The organism is Kineobactrum salinum, assembly GCF_010669285.1.
Lineage (GTDB): Bacteria > Pseudomonadota > Gammaproteobacteria > Pseudomonadales > Halieaceae > Kineobactrum > Kineobactrum salinum.
The window spans coordinates 814,565-829,724 of the sequence record NZ_CP048711.1 but is presented as its reverse complement, the minus strand read 5'-3'; the positions used below and the strand labels follow the sequence as shown (position 1 = coordinate 829,724).

Genomic DNA, 15,160 nt, shown 5'->3' with positions numbered 1-15,160 from the left:
TCAATGAGCATTCCGGAAGCCATCACCGAACAGGACGCCCTGCTGAGCGTCGATACCAGTGACAATGCCTTTCTGGAGGGCCTGCTGCATCCCGGCATCAAGGTGCGCCCGCTGTTCCTGGATGCCCACAACGGGCTTTGGGTATTGCGGGTGAAGTTCGCGCCCGGTGTCACCCTGCCGCTGCACTTTCATACCGGCTGTGTGCACCTGTACACCATGTCGGGCTGCTGGTACTACAGTGAATATCCAGAGCAGAAGCAGACCGCGGGCAGTTACCTGTACGAGCCGGGCGGCTCCGTACACCAGTTCATTACACCGGCGGACAACGGCGAGGACACCGATACCTTCATGGTGGTGTCTGGCTCGAACATCAACTTTGACAGCGACGATGGCGCCTATATCAATACCATGGACGCCGGCCTGATCAAGGCCTGGGTGGACGCGGCTCGCAATGAGCAGGGGCAGCAGGACATGCGTTATATCGCCCCGTCAGTGCCGACCCTGGTCTAATCCCGCTCCCCGGGTGGCTGCTGGCCGGCGCGGCAGGACGCTGTATCGCCGCAGTGGACGTCGGCTACATCCTCGCCGGCGGCGATGGCCCGCAACCAGTCCACGGCCCGCACACCGGCGGTGCTTCGAGTGTACAGCTCCGGGTAGCGCAACAGGGTATGGAATTCCCCCGCCGCGGTGTAGCCGCGTAGATGGGGAATGGCAGCCTTCAGCTCACGGCGGTTGGCGTCCAGTCCTGGCAGCAGCTCGACGGGCTTGCCGAGCAGCGCGTGGAAGTCCTCTTGCACCGCGTCGTAGGCATGGTCGAACTGATGGAAGCGGACTCGTGGCGCCGCTGCCGCGGCCATCCGGTAGAGATCCAGCATGCTGGTGTTGTCCACGGTATAGTCGCTGCCCTTGATGCTGGCCGGTATTGCCGCCAGTACGCCCCAGTTGCGCCACAGCTGGGTCGGGGGCGGCAAACGGTAGCCGGCCCCGCCGCCGCCAAACTGGATCACGGTGCTGGCCGGGTAGTGTGCTGCCACCAGTGCGGCGAATATGGGTGAGGACACAGCGCCGGCGCTACCTCCGGCAACGACTATCCGCTGCGGCTGACTGAACGTTGCAAACAGGTAATCTAGCGCCGCCATGCTGTTGCTCCAGCCCCGGTGGTGGATATTGAATTCACTGCCATCGGCGCGGCTGTAGGTGGTTTCGGCGGCACCGAGATGCACATCGCCAGTGCAGTAGGACACAAATACCTGCGACCAGTCCCGAAACGGGTTCTCGGGATTGTCCAGCGCGAAGGCGCCATCGTACTGGCGCGGGTCGTTGCCTGCTGCCGCGGTGGCATAGGGTCGGTAACTGGGCTTGCCTTCAACATCGCAGCTGCTGCCGGACCAGCAGGCGCCGCCGCCATTGAAAAAGATCATGAGCCTGGCAGGGTCTGCCTTGCGGACGTGGAAGTTGAAGGGCGTACCGGTGGCACACAGGGTATCGCCGCCGGGATAGATGGTCTCCCAGGGCGCTGCCCACAGCGGGCCCACGCATGCCAGCATCAGTGCGCCCGTCAGATATTGTGCCGGCAGGTTCATGCCCTGTTATCGCCCGTCGCTGGCGACGGCCATGCATTCGACCTCGGTTCTGGCTCCCAGCCCCAGGCCGGCGGTGCCAAAGGCACTGCGGGCGGGAAAGTGCTTGCTGAAAAAGCTGCGGTAGACCTCGTTGAAGGTGGCCCATTCCGACATGTCGGCAAGCATTACCGTGCACTTCACCACATCGTCCATGCTCAGGCCATTGGCTGCCAGCACCGCGGCAATATTTTCCATGGTTTGACGCGCTTCCGCCCGGATGCCGCCGGGCACCAGTTCGAGAGTGCCGGGTTTTACCCCCAACTGACCCGACAGGTAGTAGGTATCGTCTACCCGCACGACTGCCGAAAACGGGACGTCCCGGGAAAGTACCGCTCCATCGTTAAGGTATTCGACTTCGGCCGCGCTCAGCAGCGATGCAGTGAGCACGAGCACAAGGCCCGCGGTCAGGGTTTTCAGGTTTGCCAGCATGGCTCAGGCCTCAGGTCGGTGGAAGAAACCCCGGTAGGCAGGCGGCTCACCGGGTATCACGTTGTACCTCTGGTCGGCTACAGGAACTTGTAGGAGACTTCGACACCATAGGTGCGGATGTCCCCGGGGAAGTCCAGTACGGTGCCGAGGAAGTCAGAGCTTGTGGTGGTGGAGTACTTCTTGTCGAGGATATTACGGCCCCACAGGTAGATGGACCAGCCGTCCATGGACTCCACGCCGATACGTCCATTGAGCAGGGAATAGCTGTCCACTTCACCGAAGGGGATACTGCTGCCGGGATTGGCCACAGAGATATTGTCCTCGGTGGTGTAGAAGCTGTCGCTGTAGGTCCAGTCCAGCCGCGACACCAGGTCTGCATTCCAGCGGTTCAGCTGATGGTTGTACTGGATCGCAAAGGCGCTGGTCAGCTCAGGCGCCTCCGGCAGGGCATTGCCGCCCAGATCCGCCCCCAGGCCGTCGGGGTTGCGTGCACTGGCGCCTCCGGGAAAGGAGTCGAACTCGGCATCGTTGTAGCCGATGGCGCCCTGCAGCATCAGATTGTTGGTGGGATACCAGGTCAGTTCGGCCTCCACCCCGCGGGAGCTGACTTCGGCCGCGTTCTGGATGGTAATGGTCGAGGTGTTGTTGGACAGCTGGATGAACTGGTTCAGCTGGTAGTCCTCGAAGTCCATCTGGAAGGCAATCAGATTGTAGCGGAACCTGTTTTCCAGCGCCGAACCCTTGATACCCACTTCCCAGGCTTCCACGGTTTCCTTGTCAAAGTCGATGCCGTCGTCGATCAGGCTCTGGGAGACGAAATCCACATTGAAGCCGCCGCTCTTGAAGGCTTCGGAGTACTTGGCGTAGACATTGACATTGTCGGTCAGGGCGTAGGTCAGGCTCAGCGAGGGGGAGAAATCGGAATAGGTTTTCTTGTCTTTGAAGGGAGCGACTGTCTGGCCGTTGACGACCTGGCCCTGCGCGACACCGAACAGCGCGGAGGCGGGTACCTGGACGAAGCCGAGATCGACGATATCGCCCACCAGGCTGAAGTCGACTTCGCGCTCTTCGTCGGAGTAGCGGCCGCCGAAACCCAGGGTCAGGCGCTCTGTCAGATCGTAGGTGCCGTTGATGTACAGCGCCCAGCTGCGGGTGTCCACGGTGCCGAAAGTACCGGCAAAGGCGCCGTTGAACTGGGGGCCGAAGGGTGCCAGCGGGCTGCCCTGGGCCTGTAGCAGCGGGGTCAGATCGCCGACGATCGCCCGGCGTTCGGATTCCGCGTCCTCGTCATAGAGATAGACACCGGCGACATACCGGAAGCGGCCCTCGTCGGGCGAAAATATCTGGAATTCCTGGGTCAGTTGTTCATAGCCATCGGGATAATCCACCTGCAGGATGTTGAGGGAGGAATGGTCGGTATCCTGCTGCCGGGTGGTGAAGGTATCCCGGTACGCGGTGATGGAAGTCAGCGAATAGTCGCTGCCCAGATCCACGTTGGCGGTGGCCGATACACCCCAGATTTCCCGTTCTTCGTTGTTGTCGATATTGTTGGCCAGCTCCAGCCGGCCGGGCGATTCGGTGTTGGGAACCGAGCCGGACCAGTCAGAGACTGCAGCGCCGAAGAAAGAGACCCGGTCCGATTCCATGTAGTCGCCGGCAATATTGACATCAAAGCGCTCGCCGCCAAAGGCGATCTGGCCGCGAAAGGCCGTGCTGTCACGTTCGTTGAAATCGGTGCCGGTGGTGATGTTCTTTATGAAGCCGTCACGCTTGTGATCAACCACCGAGAAGCGCGCTGCCGCATTGTCTCCCAGCGGAATGTTGCTGATCGCCGAAAACCGGCGCGAGTTCAGGTTGCCCATTTCGCCGGTAACTTCCAGTTCCAGTTCATCGCCGGGCTTGGTGGTAATCAGGTTGATGGCGCCCGCCACAGTGTTCTTGCCAAACAGGGTGCCCTGGGGCCCGCGCGCCACTTCCACCCGATCCAGGTCCAGAATATCCACATTCTGGCCGGGCGACTGGCCCATGTAGATCCCGTCGACGTAGACCCCGACCCGGGTGTCGAAACCAATGTTGCGGGTAGTGGCGCCAACGCCGCGGATTCTGACCGCGGTGGAGCTGTCATTGCCGCCTGAAATACTCATGTTGGGAATGAATTCGGCCACTTCATGCATTTGCCGCACACCGGTCTTGCTGAGCGCTTCACTGCTCATGACAGCGATGGAGATCGGTACATCGGTCAGGCTTTCGGTACGCTTCTGGGCCGTGACCAGAACTTCCTCAAGTACAGTGTTGGCGGGCTCCTGAGCAACGGTGCTGGCGGATGCCACCAGCAGGGCAGCCAGGCTGAGTCTGGATGTGAAGATCGGTTTTTGCATTGTCATCCCCGTGTTCCGATGAATTTATTGTAGTAGCGCAGGCAGTTTACCCGCTGCGCAGCGCAGATACCGCTTATTTTCTCCAAAAAAGTACCACGATGCCAGGCTCGGGGATACCGGCTGCAGGGGAGGCTCCGGAAGTGGCTCATCGGCGTGTGACCGGGCCGCCGTAAAGCAGTATTATCGACCTGCATTTCAACTCTCGGACACTGCAATATGAGTATCGACCGACCCGTCTCAGAACAAGCCAGGCGCAAGCTGATCCTGGCGGCGATTCGCCTGTTTGCCAACCATGGGGTGGAGTCGGTATCGCTGCGCATGATCAACCGGGAGGCCGGGTCCAGAAACAATTCCGCGCTGCACTATCACTTCGGCAGCAAGTTGGGGCTGATTGAAGCGGTCGATGACTTTATCCAGACTCATTTTGACAAGGTCCGTGAAGACCAGCTGTGCGCTCTGGAACGGCGGGCAGCGTGCGAGACCATCACTGTGCGCGAGGCAATGGATGTGCTTGTCCAGGCCTATGTCGACATCATAGAGGGCTACGACTGGGGCTACGATGCGGTGCGTACACTGGCGCGAATGGAATTTGATGGCATCCCGGAGGTGATTGCGCTGCTCGGCAAATCCGCCGGGCACAGTGCCAACCGTTTCGCCCGCTTGAAGCGCCCGCTGCTGCCCGAACTAAAACCCAGACAGTTCAAGATGCGCTACAACTTTGTGGTCAACGCCACCATCCAGGGCTTCGCCGATTACCGCAATTTGCACCAGAGCTATCTCGGCGACCTGTCAGTCAAGAATCTCGATGAACTGGCGGCATTCTATGCACAGGCTGGTACCGCGGTATTGACTGCTCCCCCGGGTAACTGCCGGCACAGTGCTGCGCCAACAACACCGTTTCGGAATAGAATATGCATTGGCCGACGGCAGGCTGCCGCTTTCAGGCAAACATATGCGAGCCGGTCCGGGTATATTTGGCGGTAAAACATCGGAGGAAAAAAGATGACCCAGCCAGTGCCGGACCACGGCATTCAGGACACCGGTTTTCAGTTGCAGGACGGTCTGGACGAGGCAATAGCCGCTTTTTGTCTGCCCGAGGTGCTGGGTTTTGGCAGCGTGTTCGGGCCGGCAATGTTTCGTGCCGACTATCGCGACGGCCAGTGGCTACCAGGGGAATTTCAACGCTACGGACCCATTGCGCTGGAACCGGGCGCCAAGGTCCTGCATTACGCCCAGGAGGTTTTTGAAGGCCTGAAAGCCTATCGCGTCGATGGACGGGAGGCTGCGCTGTTTCGCCCGGAGATGAACTGGCGCAGGCTGAACAGTTCCGCCGCCAGGCTGTGTCTGCCAGCGGTGCCGGAGTCAGTGTATGTGGATGGCGTGTTCGGGGTTACCGCCCTCAATGAGGCTTTTATCCCCGGCGCCAGCGGCGAGTCCCTGTACCTGCGGCCCTTCCTGTTCGGTACCGAGAGCAATCTCGGCATGGGCGTTGCCCGGGAAGTGAGCTTCATGGTCATTGCCAGCCCGTCGCAGGCCTATCATCCCGGCAGCATGAGCCTGTTGATCGAACGTGGCGAATCGCGGGTGGCCGGGGGCGGCATCGGCGCCGCCAAGGTTGGTGGCAATTATGCATGCGCGCTGCAGTCGGCGGCCCGCTGTGCGGAGCTGGGCTATGACCTGACCCTGTGGCTGGACCCGGTGAAGCGGCGGGATATCGAAGAGTTGAGCGGGATGAACTTCTTTGCGGTGGTGGACGGCCGCCTGCTCACCCCGACCCTGACCGGATCCATCCTGGCCGGGATTACCCGCGACTCGGTGATCCAGCTGGCCCGCTCGCGCGGGCTGGAGGTCGAGGAAACCAGCATCGCCGTCGACGAGTTGCTGGAGTGGATCGCCCAGGGGCGCTGCAGCGAATGTTTTGCCTGTGGGACCGCAGCGATCATCGCGCCGATCAGGGAGCTGGGCGAAGCAGATGGCCGCCGTTGCCAGCTGCCGCCGGAGGGCGGCGCAATCACCGCCTCCCTGCGTCAGGCCCTGCTCGACATTCAGGAGGGGAGGGCGGAAGATACCTTTGGCTGGATGGCCGCGATACCGGATCGCTATCGCAGATCTTCGATGTCCCTATGAAGGCGCAATCGATTCAATCGTAGAACCCGTCCATTACCACCTGACTCTCTGGCAGCGTGGAACCGCCGTCGACCACAATGGTCTGGCCCGTGATGTAGGAGGCCTCGTCCGAGGCCAGGAACAGCATCGCATGGGCGATGTCTTCGGGCGCTCCCAGCCTGCCCTGGGGAATGCATTCGGCCATGGCCTGCAATGCGGCCTCGTCGCCCAGCGCGGACATGGCCTGGGTGAGAATATAGCCGGGCTCAACCCCGTTTACGGTGATGTTCTGGCGGGCAAATTCCAGCGCCGCAGTGCGGATAAAACCGTTCAGCCCCCCTTGGACATGGCGTAGTGTGAGGTGCCCGGCATCGCCACCCGCGGCCCGGTCACCGATGAGGTAAAGATCAACCGTCCGCCGCCCTGCTGCCGGAATGGTGCCAGACAGGCCTGGGTCAGCCAGAAAGCTGCTTTCATATTGACGGCCAGGGTATTGTCCAACACCTCGTCGGTGAGTTCCTCGATATTGTGCAGCGGGTAGATGGCCGCATTGTGGATACCGATATCAACGCGGCCAAAATGGGCCAGTGTCTGCGCCACCATGTCCTCCACCGCGTCGCGCTTGCCGACATCGCACTGGATCAGCAGTGCCTCGCCACCGGCGCTGGTGATATCGTCCACTGTGGCCTGGCCATTGCTGGCGGTACGGGTGGCGACCACTACCCTGGCGCCGGCGTGGGCAAAAACCCGGGCAATACCCGCACCGATACCCTGTCCGGAACCGGTGACTATTGCTACCTTGTCGTGCAGATTATTCATTGTTCTGGCTCCCCTGTGAGTTCCTGGCCTTCAATGTGTTGACAGATATTCGTCGGTTACCGCGCAGGCCTTTTCAATCAGCATCGGCGTCATCTCGCGGGCGGTTTCGGTTTCCTGGCGGGTATGTACCCAGCCCAGGTAGGTGAAGCTTCGCGCTGCGTAGAATAACGGCATCCGGGCCAACTGCGCGTCCGGCAGGCTGCGGTGCCGGCGGTAGCCCTCGATCAGGGCGGCAAACGCATCGCTGTAATGGGGTTGGTCCTTCTCAAAGTACAGCGCCGTCGCCAGTTCGAACAGATGCCAGCCGAAGCCGGCGTCGTCGAAGTCGATCAGGCGCACCTGGTCGCCGTCCACCAGCAGGTTCTCGGCGACAAAGTCAGCGTGGATCAGACTGTAGCGGTCCGCGTTCTCTGGCGAGGCGCCATAGTGCTGCAAGTCCGCAAACACCCTGTCCCGGGCGGTCAGCAGCAGCTTTCGCTGCGCCGGATTGAGCGCCTGCAGCTCCCAGAAACGGCCCCAGAAAGGTTGCTCTCCCGCCAGCCCCGGCGCATCCCAGCTGTGGCGCTGAAAATCGGCGGGCGGCTGCCAGCAGGTGGCCTGGTTGTGCAGTTGTGCGGCCAGCGCGCCAATGGTCTGGTAAGTTTCGACCACCGGTGCGGCAAGGGCGCCGGCCGCTTCCACTGCGCCCAACTGGCTGCCGGATACCCATGCGAAGAGGTCGACCTGGCGCGCTTCGGGGACGCTGGCCGTCTGCACGACAGCGAAGCTGGCGCCGTCTCGTGTGGGGATGACGGAGGGTACCGCGATTCCGTGCTGGTCCAGCGCCCGGATCCACTGCAATTCCGAGCGCAGTTCGGCATCGCTGTGGTAGCCGGCCCGGTGAATGCGCAGCGCAAAGCGGGTGCCGGCAGTATCGGTTACACAGAATACCGCATTTTCCCGGTATTTGATCAGGGCGAGGTCAGCTACGCCGATCTGCCAGTGAGTCAGTGCCGCCTGCGCCAACTCGGTCATGCAGGCCGTTTGTCCCGCTGCATCCAATTGATAAAAATCAGTCATGTTGTTCCTTTCCTGTTTCGCCAAGGCAGTGGTCCAGTGTCTCCAGCAGCAGGTCTGCGTTGTCCCTGGAAAAAGGCATCGGGGGGCGCATCTTGAGCACCTGGCCTTGGCGTCCGATGGCGCTGATCAGCACCCCTTCACGACGCATGGCATTGACCAGCGCCTTGCTCTCGGCAGCCGCGGGCTCCCGGGTGGTGCGGTTTTTCACCAGCTCCACGCCGAAGAACAGGCCCTTGTCACGGACGTCGCCAATCAGCTCGTGCTTGTCCTGCAGGCGGCGCAGGCCGCTGGCCACGTACGCGCCCACCTCCACCGCGTTGTCCAGCAATCGCTCCTGTTCCAGTACGTCCAGCACCGCCAGCGCTGCGGCGCAGGAAACCGGGTTGCCGGCGAAGGTATTGAAATACATGCCCCACGCTCCGAAAGCCTCCACCAGGTCTCCCCGCGCCACCACGCCGGACACCGGGTGACCGTTGCCCATCGGTTTGCCCAGCGTCACGATATCGGGAATCACTCCCGACCATTCGTGCGACCACCAGTATTTGCCGGTGCGGCCAAAACCACCCTGTACCTCGTCGGCGATATAGAGGCCGCCAGCGGCGCGTACCCGGTCCACTGCCTTGGCCATGAACCCGGCCGGCACATTGACCAGGCCCTCATTGGCGAAATCCGGACACACCAGAATGCCCGCCAGCTTGATCCCGTCCGCGGCGAAGGCGTCGATCGCCGCCTGTACCGCGTCGGCGTAGTAATCCGCCAGTCGATCCGGGCTGATCCCGTCCGGGTGGTGGTAGCAGTCGGGGTCGGGAAAGACCGGACCCGGCGGGTAAGCTGCGCCTCGGGCATGAAGCTCGTGCCTGTTTCGGCGACCGCCTCGGTGTTGCCATGGTAGGCGAAGTCGGTGACGATGATGCCCTGGCCACCGCTGTGGTGGCGGGCCATGCGCAGCGCGACTTCATTGGCTTCGCTGCCGCTGCAGGCCAGCATGGCCATGTTGAGCGAGGGATCGAATTTCGCGGTCAGGCGTTCGGCGTAGCTGACGATATTGTCGTGCAGGTAGCGGGTATGCAGGTTGAGCGTGGCGGCCTGCCGGGCGATCGCCTCGACCACCCTGGGGTGACAGTGGCCCACATGGGGTACATTGTTGTATACATCCAGATAGCGGCGCCCATCGACATCGTAGAGCCACACGCCCTCACCCCGCACCAGATGCAGCGGCTCGTCGTAGAACAGCGGCGAATGGCTGCCCAGCACCTGGTAGCGGCGCTGTAGCAGTGATTTGTTGCCTTGCTCAGTCACGGAAATCCTCCATTGCCACGCGGTATTCGGGTTGTGCACAGCTATCGTGGCACTCATTGCTGTCTGGATTTCGGCAGCCAGAGTAGAGATATCAACCGGGGTGGGGTGTTCAAGACCGTTTGCAGCATGGATGCTGCAACCGAGCCCCCAGGGAGGGGTTCACGGCGTGTCTTGAACACCCCACCCCGGTTGATGTCTCGGAGATCGAAGTCCCCAGTCCCTACTCTGCGAAAACATGAGACAGCAATGTGTCGGGCTATCTTAGGGGGTTGCGGCCGCCGACACTATCCGCCAAAAGGATGAATGCCGTGGCCCCGCTGGACTTCGGCGGGATTATTGCCGCAGGTTCAGATCGCCCAGCAGGCGGGCACTCAGCGCCGTCCTGGACGGAACCTCCAGTTTGTGAAAGATATGCTGGATGTGGGTTTTTACCGTGGCAATGCCCAGGTTCAGTTCCGCTGCGATCATCTTGTTGCTGGCGCCGGCTATGATCAGTTCGACCACATCCAGTTCGCGCTCGGTGAGCTGGTGCTGCTGCTGGATGGATTCCCGTTCCCGGTAGCGCCTGGGCAGATAAACGCTGTTCAGCGTGAATTCGAGAAAGGGCTGTAGAGTGCGCAACAGCGTCAACTCCCGGCTGGAAAACGGACCCAGGTCCGCCGCCCGCAACATGGTCAACACGGCAATGATATCCTGGTCCCGGCGGAAAAACATGTCCGCCACATGGCGGTGGTTGAGCGGTACCATGAACTGCCGGTAGTAAGTCGAGGCCAGCAATTCCGCTTCCGTCGCCAGTTCGTCGATGCAGGCCACCCGGGTATCGCTGCGCTGGAACCGGCTCGGGCGCAAGGGGTCCAGTTCGCGAAAACTGCGGGCATAGTCCCGCTCGGCCTGGGCCGGCAGGTTGCGCAACACCACCCCTCGGTGACGCATGTCCGGGCCGACCAGGTAGAACCCCGAGGAACTCAGCGGCAGCAGATTATTGACCAGGTCCAGGCTTTCGCGCTGGAAATGATTCGGAAAGTTCTCGCTGACGCTGTGGTTCGTCATACTTTTGGCGGATAGTGTTGTGCCGTGAGCTTGCGCATAATCGAGCTTGTATTCTTGTCGAAGCGCTCACTATGCCAGACGCCGTGAAGATTAACACCACACCGCTGGATGTGAACAGCCGCGGCTCCCTGCTCGCCACCATCTTTCTGGCGACAGTCGGCGCGGCGGTGTTCATCGTGCAACCGGGGTTTGTGCAGGGACTGGTGGGGTTCTACGGCCTGAGCGAGCAGGCTGCCGGTTATATCGCCTCCGCCGAAGTCTGGGGCATAGCGCTGACCACCCTGGTGCTGGCCCTGGGGGACACCAATACAGCTGGCAACGCATCCTGCGCGGGTCGCTGCTGCTGTTTGTGGCGGGGAACCTGCTGTCGCTCGCGGCGGACCAGACCCTCTGGTTCGCATGGTGGCGTTTCGTTACCGGTGTCGGCGCCGGTGGTCTGATCTCGATCACTTTTACAGTGATGGGCCTGACCCGCAATTCCGACCGCAATTTTGGCTATCTGATCATGGGGGTGCTGACCTTTGGCGCGCTGGGCCTGTGGGTGATGCCGGCAGTGTTGGAGGCAGTGGGCGTGCGGGGCTTGATCATCGGGTTTGCGCTGTATGGCCTCTCCGGCTGGTGGTGCCTGTCGCGCTTGCCGGACTCGGGCCAGGAGCATTTGCAGGTCAACGCCGACGCTGTCGACATGGGCGTTGATATGCGCTGCTTCGCGATCCTGGCAATGTTCACCTATTTTCTGGCCCAGGGCGTGATCTGGGCCTACCTGTTCCTGATCGGCACCAATGCGGGCATGACTGAGCAGGCTGTCGCCAACGGCCTGATGCTGTCCCAGTTCCTGGGCATCGCCGGGGCACTGGTGGCTGCGATGGCGGGTGACCGCTACGGACGCATCCTGCCGCTGGCGGTGGGGGTACTGGGGGGCGCGCTGGTGCTGGCGGCAGTGCTGGACGCCTTCAGTGCACTGGTCTACGTCGTAACCGTGTGCGTGTACAATTTCGCCTGGAACCTGAGCCATCCTTTCCTGCTGGCCGCGATGGCGAGTTTTGACCGCCACGGCAGAGTCGTGGTTTACGCGGTCGCCGCCCAGATGCTGGGCCTGGCGGTGGGTCCGGCGCTTGCGGCCACACTGTTGGCCGGGGGCGACTACAATCGAGTGGTCTGGGCCGGCATCGGGCTGTTTGTGCTGTCCTATTTCATGATCCTGGTGCCGTTGCTGTCCCATCGCCGGCAGCGGAATGCCAGCTTGCGGGGCGCCGCAACGGACCCTGCGCCGGCCGAGGTCAGCCGTCCTCGTAGGCCAGCCTGACTTCCTCGGCGATCAGTTTTACCCCCTGGCGCACCGCGCCGGCATCCTGGGCATAGGAGACCCGCACACATTCGTGCTTGTGGCTCCAGTCATCCGTCATGCCGACAAAAAAGTTGTGGCCGGGCACGATCAGCACACCGCGCCGTTTCAGCCGCTGATACAGCTCCTGGCTGGTGATCGGCAGGCCCTCGAACCAGAGCCACAGAAATATCGCGCCCTCCGGCTTGTGGCAGCGCCAGGGCAGGTCGCCCAGCTCCTCGCGGAACCACTGCAGCGTCTGCTGTGACCGGTCGCGATAGAACGGTGTGACATGGTCGCGGGTCAGGGACTGGATCTCCCCACTGCGAAACAGTGCCTTCGCGATCGCCGGTCCCAGCGTGCCACAGGCCAGGTTGACGATGGTGTTGGCATTGGTATAGGCCTCGATGATCTCCTCGCGGGCAACGATGATGCCGGTGCGCACCCCCGGCAGTCCCAGCTTGGACAGGCTCAGCGCAAGGATGGTGTTGTCGTTCCAGTGCGGCGTGGCGGCGACAAAGCTGATATTGGGAAAGGGCAGACCATAGGCGCCATCGATGATCAGCGGAATATCCCGCTCGCGGGCGATCGCATCGAGATGGGCGACCTCCTCGTCGGTGAGGACATTGCCGGTAGGATTGGTGGGACGGGAGACGCACAGGGCTGCGGTGTGTTGGTCCAGCTGCAGCGAGGAAAAATCCACGTGATACTTGAATTGCTGTCCGTCCAGCAACTCTATCCCAGGCCGCGTCGCCGTAAAGAACGGTTCGCTGAGCCCGGCATCGGCGTAGCCCAGATACTCCGGCGCCAGCGGCAGGTGGATAGCGCGCCGGCTGCCGTCGGCCATCGCGCCGGCCAGCATGTTGAACAGGATGAAGAATGCCGATTGACTGCCGTTGGCGACCGCGATATTGGCTGCGCCCAGGTTCCAGCCAAGCTGTGCCCGCAGGAATGCAGCCAGCTGCTGGCGGAACTCCAGGTCACCCTGGGGAGACTGGTAGATCCCGAACAGGCTGTGCCGCCCGGCCGGATCCCGCATCAGGGCTTCCAGCCGCTGCTGGAAAACCGCTTCTACCTCGGCCAGGCGGCCGGGGTTGCCGCCGCCCATGAAAATCATGTCGGGGTTTTCGTTGAGCGCGCTGCCCAGATCGCTCATCAACTCGACGATACCGGACTGGCCGGCAAACTTGTCGCCAAAGGCGGATAACTTCATCTTTTCATGTTTCCTTGGGTCGGTCTTTGGTTAATAGCGGCAGGTCCCTGTGGTTTTATCAAGGGTTTGGGACTTCGTAGTCCGGCCGACATCCTGGAAGGGTGCTTTCGAGACACGCCGTAGACCCATCCATGGGGGCTCGGATGCGACATCCATGTCGCATACGGTCTCGAAAGCACCCTTCCAGGACGCCGGCCTGCCATCGGAGTGACCCGAAGTAAATACAATTTAACCAAGTAATGGATGGCACTTGTTTAGGGCCTCGCTCGATGTGAGGGCGCTACTTTCGGAGAGTACTTTCGAGACCGTTTGCCGCATGGATGCCCAAAGCACTCACTGCGTTCGCGGGGCAGGCCCTGCGGCAACCGAGCCCCCATGGACGGGTTCACGGCGTGTCTCGAAAGTACTCTCCGGAAGTAGTGACCGGATTATTGGCACCTAACCATTAAAGCAAGTGCCGTCCAACAGGTTAATAAGGCACAAAAATAGCGCCCGGCTGCTCCAGCAGCTGTTTCAGCGCCTGCACCAGCTGGGCGCCATCATAGCCGTCGACAATGCGATGGTCGAACGAGGCGGATATGTTCATCATGCTCCGCACCACGATGTTGCCATCGCGCACCACCGGCCGCTGCTGCAGTTTGTTGATGCCGATGATGGCTGTTTCCGGCGCATTGATGACCGGTGTGGTGGCGATGCCGCCGATCGCACCGAGGCTGGTGATCGTGATGGTAGAGCCTTTCAGGTCCGCCGCCGGGGCGCGCTGCTGCCGCACCGCCTCTCCCTGGCGGGCAAGCTCGTCCGCCACCTGCCACAGGTCCAGTGCCTCGACGTGGCGCAGTACCGGCACCATCAGGCCGCGTTCGGTCATCGTGGCGATACCGATATGTGCCGCCTCGTATTCGGTCAGGACCTCGGTCTCGTCATCGAAGTGTGCATTGCAATGTGGAAAGCGGGGCAGCACCCGTACCAGCGCCAGCATGATGAAGGGCAGCAGGGTCAGTTTGGCTTGCCCGTCCTTGCGATTGCTGTTCAGCTGTGCGCGCAGCTCCTCCAGCCGGGTTAGGTCGATTTCCTCGATATAGGAGTAGTGCGGAATATTGCGCTTGGCCGCGGCCAGTTTGCGGGCGATGACCCGGCGCAGGCCGGTGATGGGTATTTCCCTGCTGCCGCTGCGTCGGCGTAGCTGACTGCCGCCGGCCCGGGAGCCGGTGGCGGCGATAAATGCGTCCAGGTCGCGATTGTCGATACGGCCTTCGCGACCGCTGCCCGGCACCAGGCTGAGGTCGATACCCTGTTCCCTGGCCCGCTGGCGGACGGAGGGCGAGGTCAGTACGGTGCGGTGGGGCAGGGCCGGAGCAGGGGCTTCGCTGTGCAGGCCGGCGGCTGTTTCAGCGCTGGTCGCGGCTTGCGCCGGGAGTATGTCGGATGTTGTCGCCGTCGTCCCGGCGCTGCGCTCTTTGGCGCTGGCGCCGCTGTCATCGTTGCCTGCCCCTTCTGGTGCGGGTGCTGTGTCGGCGTCCTGCGGTGCCTGTGATTGGGCTGGCCCGGCTGCGGGCGGCTCATCGGCGGCGGGTTGCCCGGCTCCGGCTTCGACATTGCCCTTGCCCGCCACTTCGAAGCGGATCAGCTCGCGGCCCACGGCCAGTACCTCGCCCGCCTCGCAGGCCAGGGCGGTTACCACGCCGTCGACGGGGGCTGTCACTTCCACCACGGCCTTGTCGGTCATTACATCGGCGATATGCTGATCTTCGGTGACGCTGTCACCGACTGCGACGTGCCATTTGCTGATTTCCGATTCGACGATGCCTTCGCCGAGGTCCGGTAGTTTGAAACTGTAAATTCCCATAATCTGTCGTCGACT

Annotated in this window: 13 protein-coding genes and 2 pseudogenes; 5 read left to right on the top strand and 10 right to left on the bottom strand. The window is 62.0% G+C overall.

What is annotated here, in order from left to right; genetic code table 11:
- The first annotated feature begins 3 nt into the window (after positions 1 to 3).
- Positions 4 to 510, top strand: a complete 507-nt coding sequence (locus tag G3T16_RS03615) for a 2,4'-dihydroxyacetophenone dioxygenase family protein (RefSeq protein ID WP_163493871.1) — start codon at positions 4 to 6, stop codon at positions 508 to 510.
- Here the strand turns inward: G3T16_RS03615 and G3T16_RS03610 are convergent.
- From G3T16_RS03610 to G3T16_RS03600, 3 genes are all read right to left on the bottom strand, one after another.
- Positions 507 to 1,583 (bottom strand): pectin acetylesterase-family hydrolase, encoded by a 1,077-nt coding sequence (locus G3T16_RS03610; protein ID WP_163493870.1) that lies wholly within the window; start codon positions 1,581 to 1,583, stop codon positions 507 to 509. The genes G3T16_RS03615 and G3T16_RS03610 overlap by 4 nt on opposite strands.
- 6 nt (positions 1,584 to 1,589) lie before the next feature.
- Positions 1,590 to 2,051, bottom strand: coding sequence for a Rid family detoxifying hydrolase (locus G3T16_RS03605; RefSeq protein ID WP_163493869.1), 462 nt, complete (start codon positions 2,049 to 2,051; stop codon positions 1,590 to 1,592).
- Positions 2,052 to 2,128: 77 nt separating this feature from the next.
- Positions 2,129 to 4,435: a TonB-dependent receptor gene (locus G3T16_RS03600; RefSeq protein ID WP_163493868.1), complete on the bottom strand. Its 2,307-nt coding sequence runs from the start codon at positions 4,433 to 4,435 to the stop codon at positions 2,129 to 2,131.
- 210 nt (positions 4,436 to 4,645) lie between these two features.
- Between G3T16_RS03600 and G3T16_RS03595 the strand changes: the two genes are divergently transcribed.
- Complete coding sequence (locus tag G3T16_RS03595) at positions 4,646 to 5,413, top strand: TetR/AcrR family transcriptional regulator (RefSeq protein ID WP_163493867.1); 768 nt, start codon at positions 4,646 to 4,648, stop codon at positions 5,411 to 5,413.
- An 18-nt stretch (positions 5,414 to 5,431) separates the two neighbouring features.
- The gene (locus G3T16_RS03590) at positions 5,432 to 6,556 is read left to right on the top strand and encodes a branched-chain amino acid aminotransferase (RefSeq protein ID WP_163493866.1); all 1,125 of its coding nucleotides are present in this window, start codon (positions 5,432 to 5,434) and stop codon (positions 6,554 to 6,556) included.
- Positions 6,557 to 6,569: 13 nt separating this feature from the next.
- On the opposite strand, the pseudogene G3T16_RS03585 reads toward G3T16_RS03590, so the two are convergent.
- The 5 genes and pseudogenes from G3T16_RS03585 to G3T16_RS03570 all read right to left on the bottom strand — a co-directional run bounded on the left by G3T16_RS03585 (position 6,570) and on the right by G3T16_RS03570 (position 10,762).
- Positions 6,570 to 7,354 (bottom strand): annotated as a pseudogene (locus G3T16_RS03585) (SDR family oxidoreductase).
- Positions 7,355 to 7,384: 30 nt separating this feature from the next.
- On the bottom strand, positions 7,385 to 8,413 hold the full coding sequence (locus G3T16_RS03580) for a phosphotransferase enzyme family protein (RefSeq protein WP_163493865.1): 1,029 nt from the start codon (positions 8,411 to 8,413) through the stop codon (positions 7,385 to 7,387).
- Positions 8,406 to 9,092 (bottom strand): aspartate aminotransferase family protein, encoded by a 687-nt coding sequence (locus G3T16_RS22355; protein ID WP_269473262.1) that lies wholly within the window; start codon positions 9,090 to 9,092, stop codon positions 8,406 to 8,408. The genes G3T16_RS03580 and G3T16_RS22355 overlap by 8 nt, the downstream gene beginning before the upstream one ends.
- Before the next feature lie 236 nt (positions 9,093 to 9,328).
- Positions 9,329 to 9,769: pseudogene (locus tag G3T16_RS22350) on the bottom strand (aminotransferase class III-fold pyridoxal phosphate-dependent enzyme); the annotation flags it as partial.
- 276 nt (positions 9,770 to 10,045) lie between these two features.
- Complete coding sequence (locus tag G3T16_RS03570; RefSeq protein ID WP_163493864.1) at positions 10,046 to 10,762, bottom strand: response regulator transcription factor; 717 nt, start codon at positions 10,760 to 10,762, stop codon at positions 10,046 to 10,048.
- 83 nt (positions 10,763 to 10,845) lie between these two features.
- Here G3T16_RS03570 and G3T16_RS03565 point away from each other — a divergent pair, with 83 nt between their 5' ends.
- Positions 10,846 to 11,202 (top strand): hypothetical protein, encoded by a 357-nt coding sequence (locus tag G3T16_RS03565; RefSeq protein WP_163493863.1) that lies wholly within the window; start codon positions 10,846 to 10,848, stop codon positions 11,200 to 11,202.
- The gene (locus G3T16_RS03560; RefSeq protein ID WP_163493862.1) at positions 11,112 to 12,068 is read left to right on the top strand and encodes an MFS transporter; all 957 of its coding nucleotides are present in this window, start codon (positions 11,112 to 11,114) and stop codon (positions 12,066 to 12,068) included. The genes G3T16_RS03565 and G3T16_RS03560 overlap by 91 nt, the downstream gene beginning before the upstream one ends.
- Here the strand turns inward: G3T16_RS03560 and G3T16_RS03555 are convergent.
- Positions 12,043 to 13,299 carry a valine--pyruvate transaminase gene (locus G3T16_RS03555; protein ID WP_163493861.1) on the bottom strand — a complete coding sequence of 419 codons (1,257 nt, stop codon included), beginning with the start codon at positions 13,297 to 13,299 and terminating at the stop codon, positions 12,043 to 12,045. The two genes, G3T16_RS03560 and G3T16_RS03555, sit on opposite strands and share 26 nt — an antisense overlap.
- Positions 13,300 to 13,768: 469 nt before the next feature.
- Entirely contained in the window at positions 13,769 to 15,145 is a 1,377-nt protein-coding gene (locus tag G3T16_RS03550; RefSeq protein ID WP_163493860.1) for a dihydrolipoamide acetyltransferase family protein, read from the bottom strand.
- Positions 15,146 to 15,160: the final 15 nt, after the last annotated feature.

Bases quoted from the DNA above. Each gene is read 5' to 3' on its own strand.
- G3T16_RS03600 (WP_163493868.1), bottom strand. From the start codon at position 4,435: ATGACAATGCAAAAACCGATCTTCACATCCAGACTCAGCCTGGCTGCC.
- G3T16_RS03615 (WP_163493871.1), top strand. From the start codon at position 4: ATGAGCATTCCGGAAGCCATCACCGAACAGGACGCCCTGCTGAGCGTC.
- G3T16_RS03610 (WP_163493870.1), bottom strand. From the start codon at position 1,583: ATGAACCTGCCGGCACAATATCTGACGGGCGCACTGATGCTGGCATGC.
- G3T16_RS03555 (WP_163493861.1), bottom strand. From the start codon at position 13,299: ATGAAGTTATCCGCCTTTGGCGACAAGTTTGCCGGCCAGTCCGGTATC.
- G3T16_RS03550 (WP_163493860.1), bottom strand. From the start codon at position 15,145: ATGGGAATTTACAGTTTCAAACTACCGGACCTCGGCGAAGGCATCGTC.
- G3T16_RS03570 (WP_163493864.1), bottom strand. From the start codon at position 10,762: ATGACGAACCACAGCGTCAGCGAGAACTTTCCGAATCATTTCCAGCGC.
- G3T16_RS03580 (WP_163493865.1), bottom strand. From the start codon at position 8,413: ATGACTGATTTTTATCAATTGGATGCAGCGGGACAAACGGCCTGCATG.
- G3T16_RS03605 (WP_163493869.1), bottom strand. From the start codon at position 2,051: ATGCTGGCAAACCTGAAAACCCTGACCGCGGGCCTTGTGCTCGTGCTC.
- G3T16_RS03595 (WP_163493867.1), top strand. From the start codon at position 4,646: ATGAGTATCGACCGACCCGTCTCAGAACAAGCCAGGCGCAAGCTGATC.
- G3T16_RS03590 (WP_163493866.1), top strand. From the start codon at position 5,432: ATGACCCAGCCAGTGCCGGACCACGGCATTCAGGACACCGGTTTTCAG.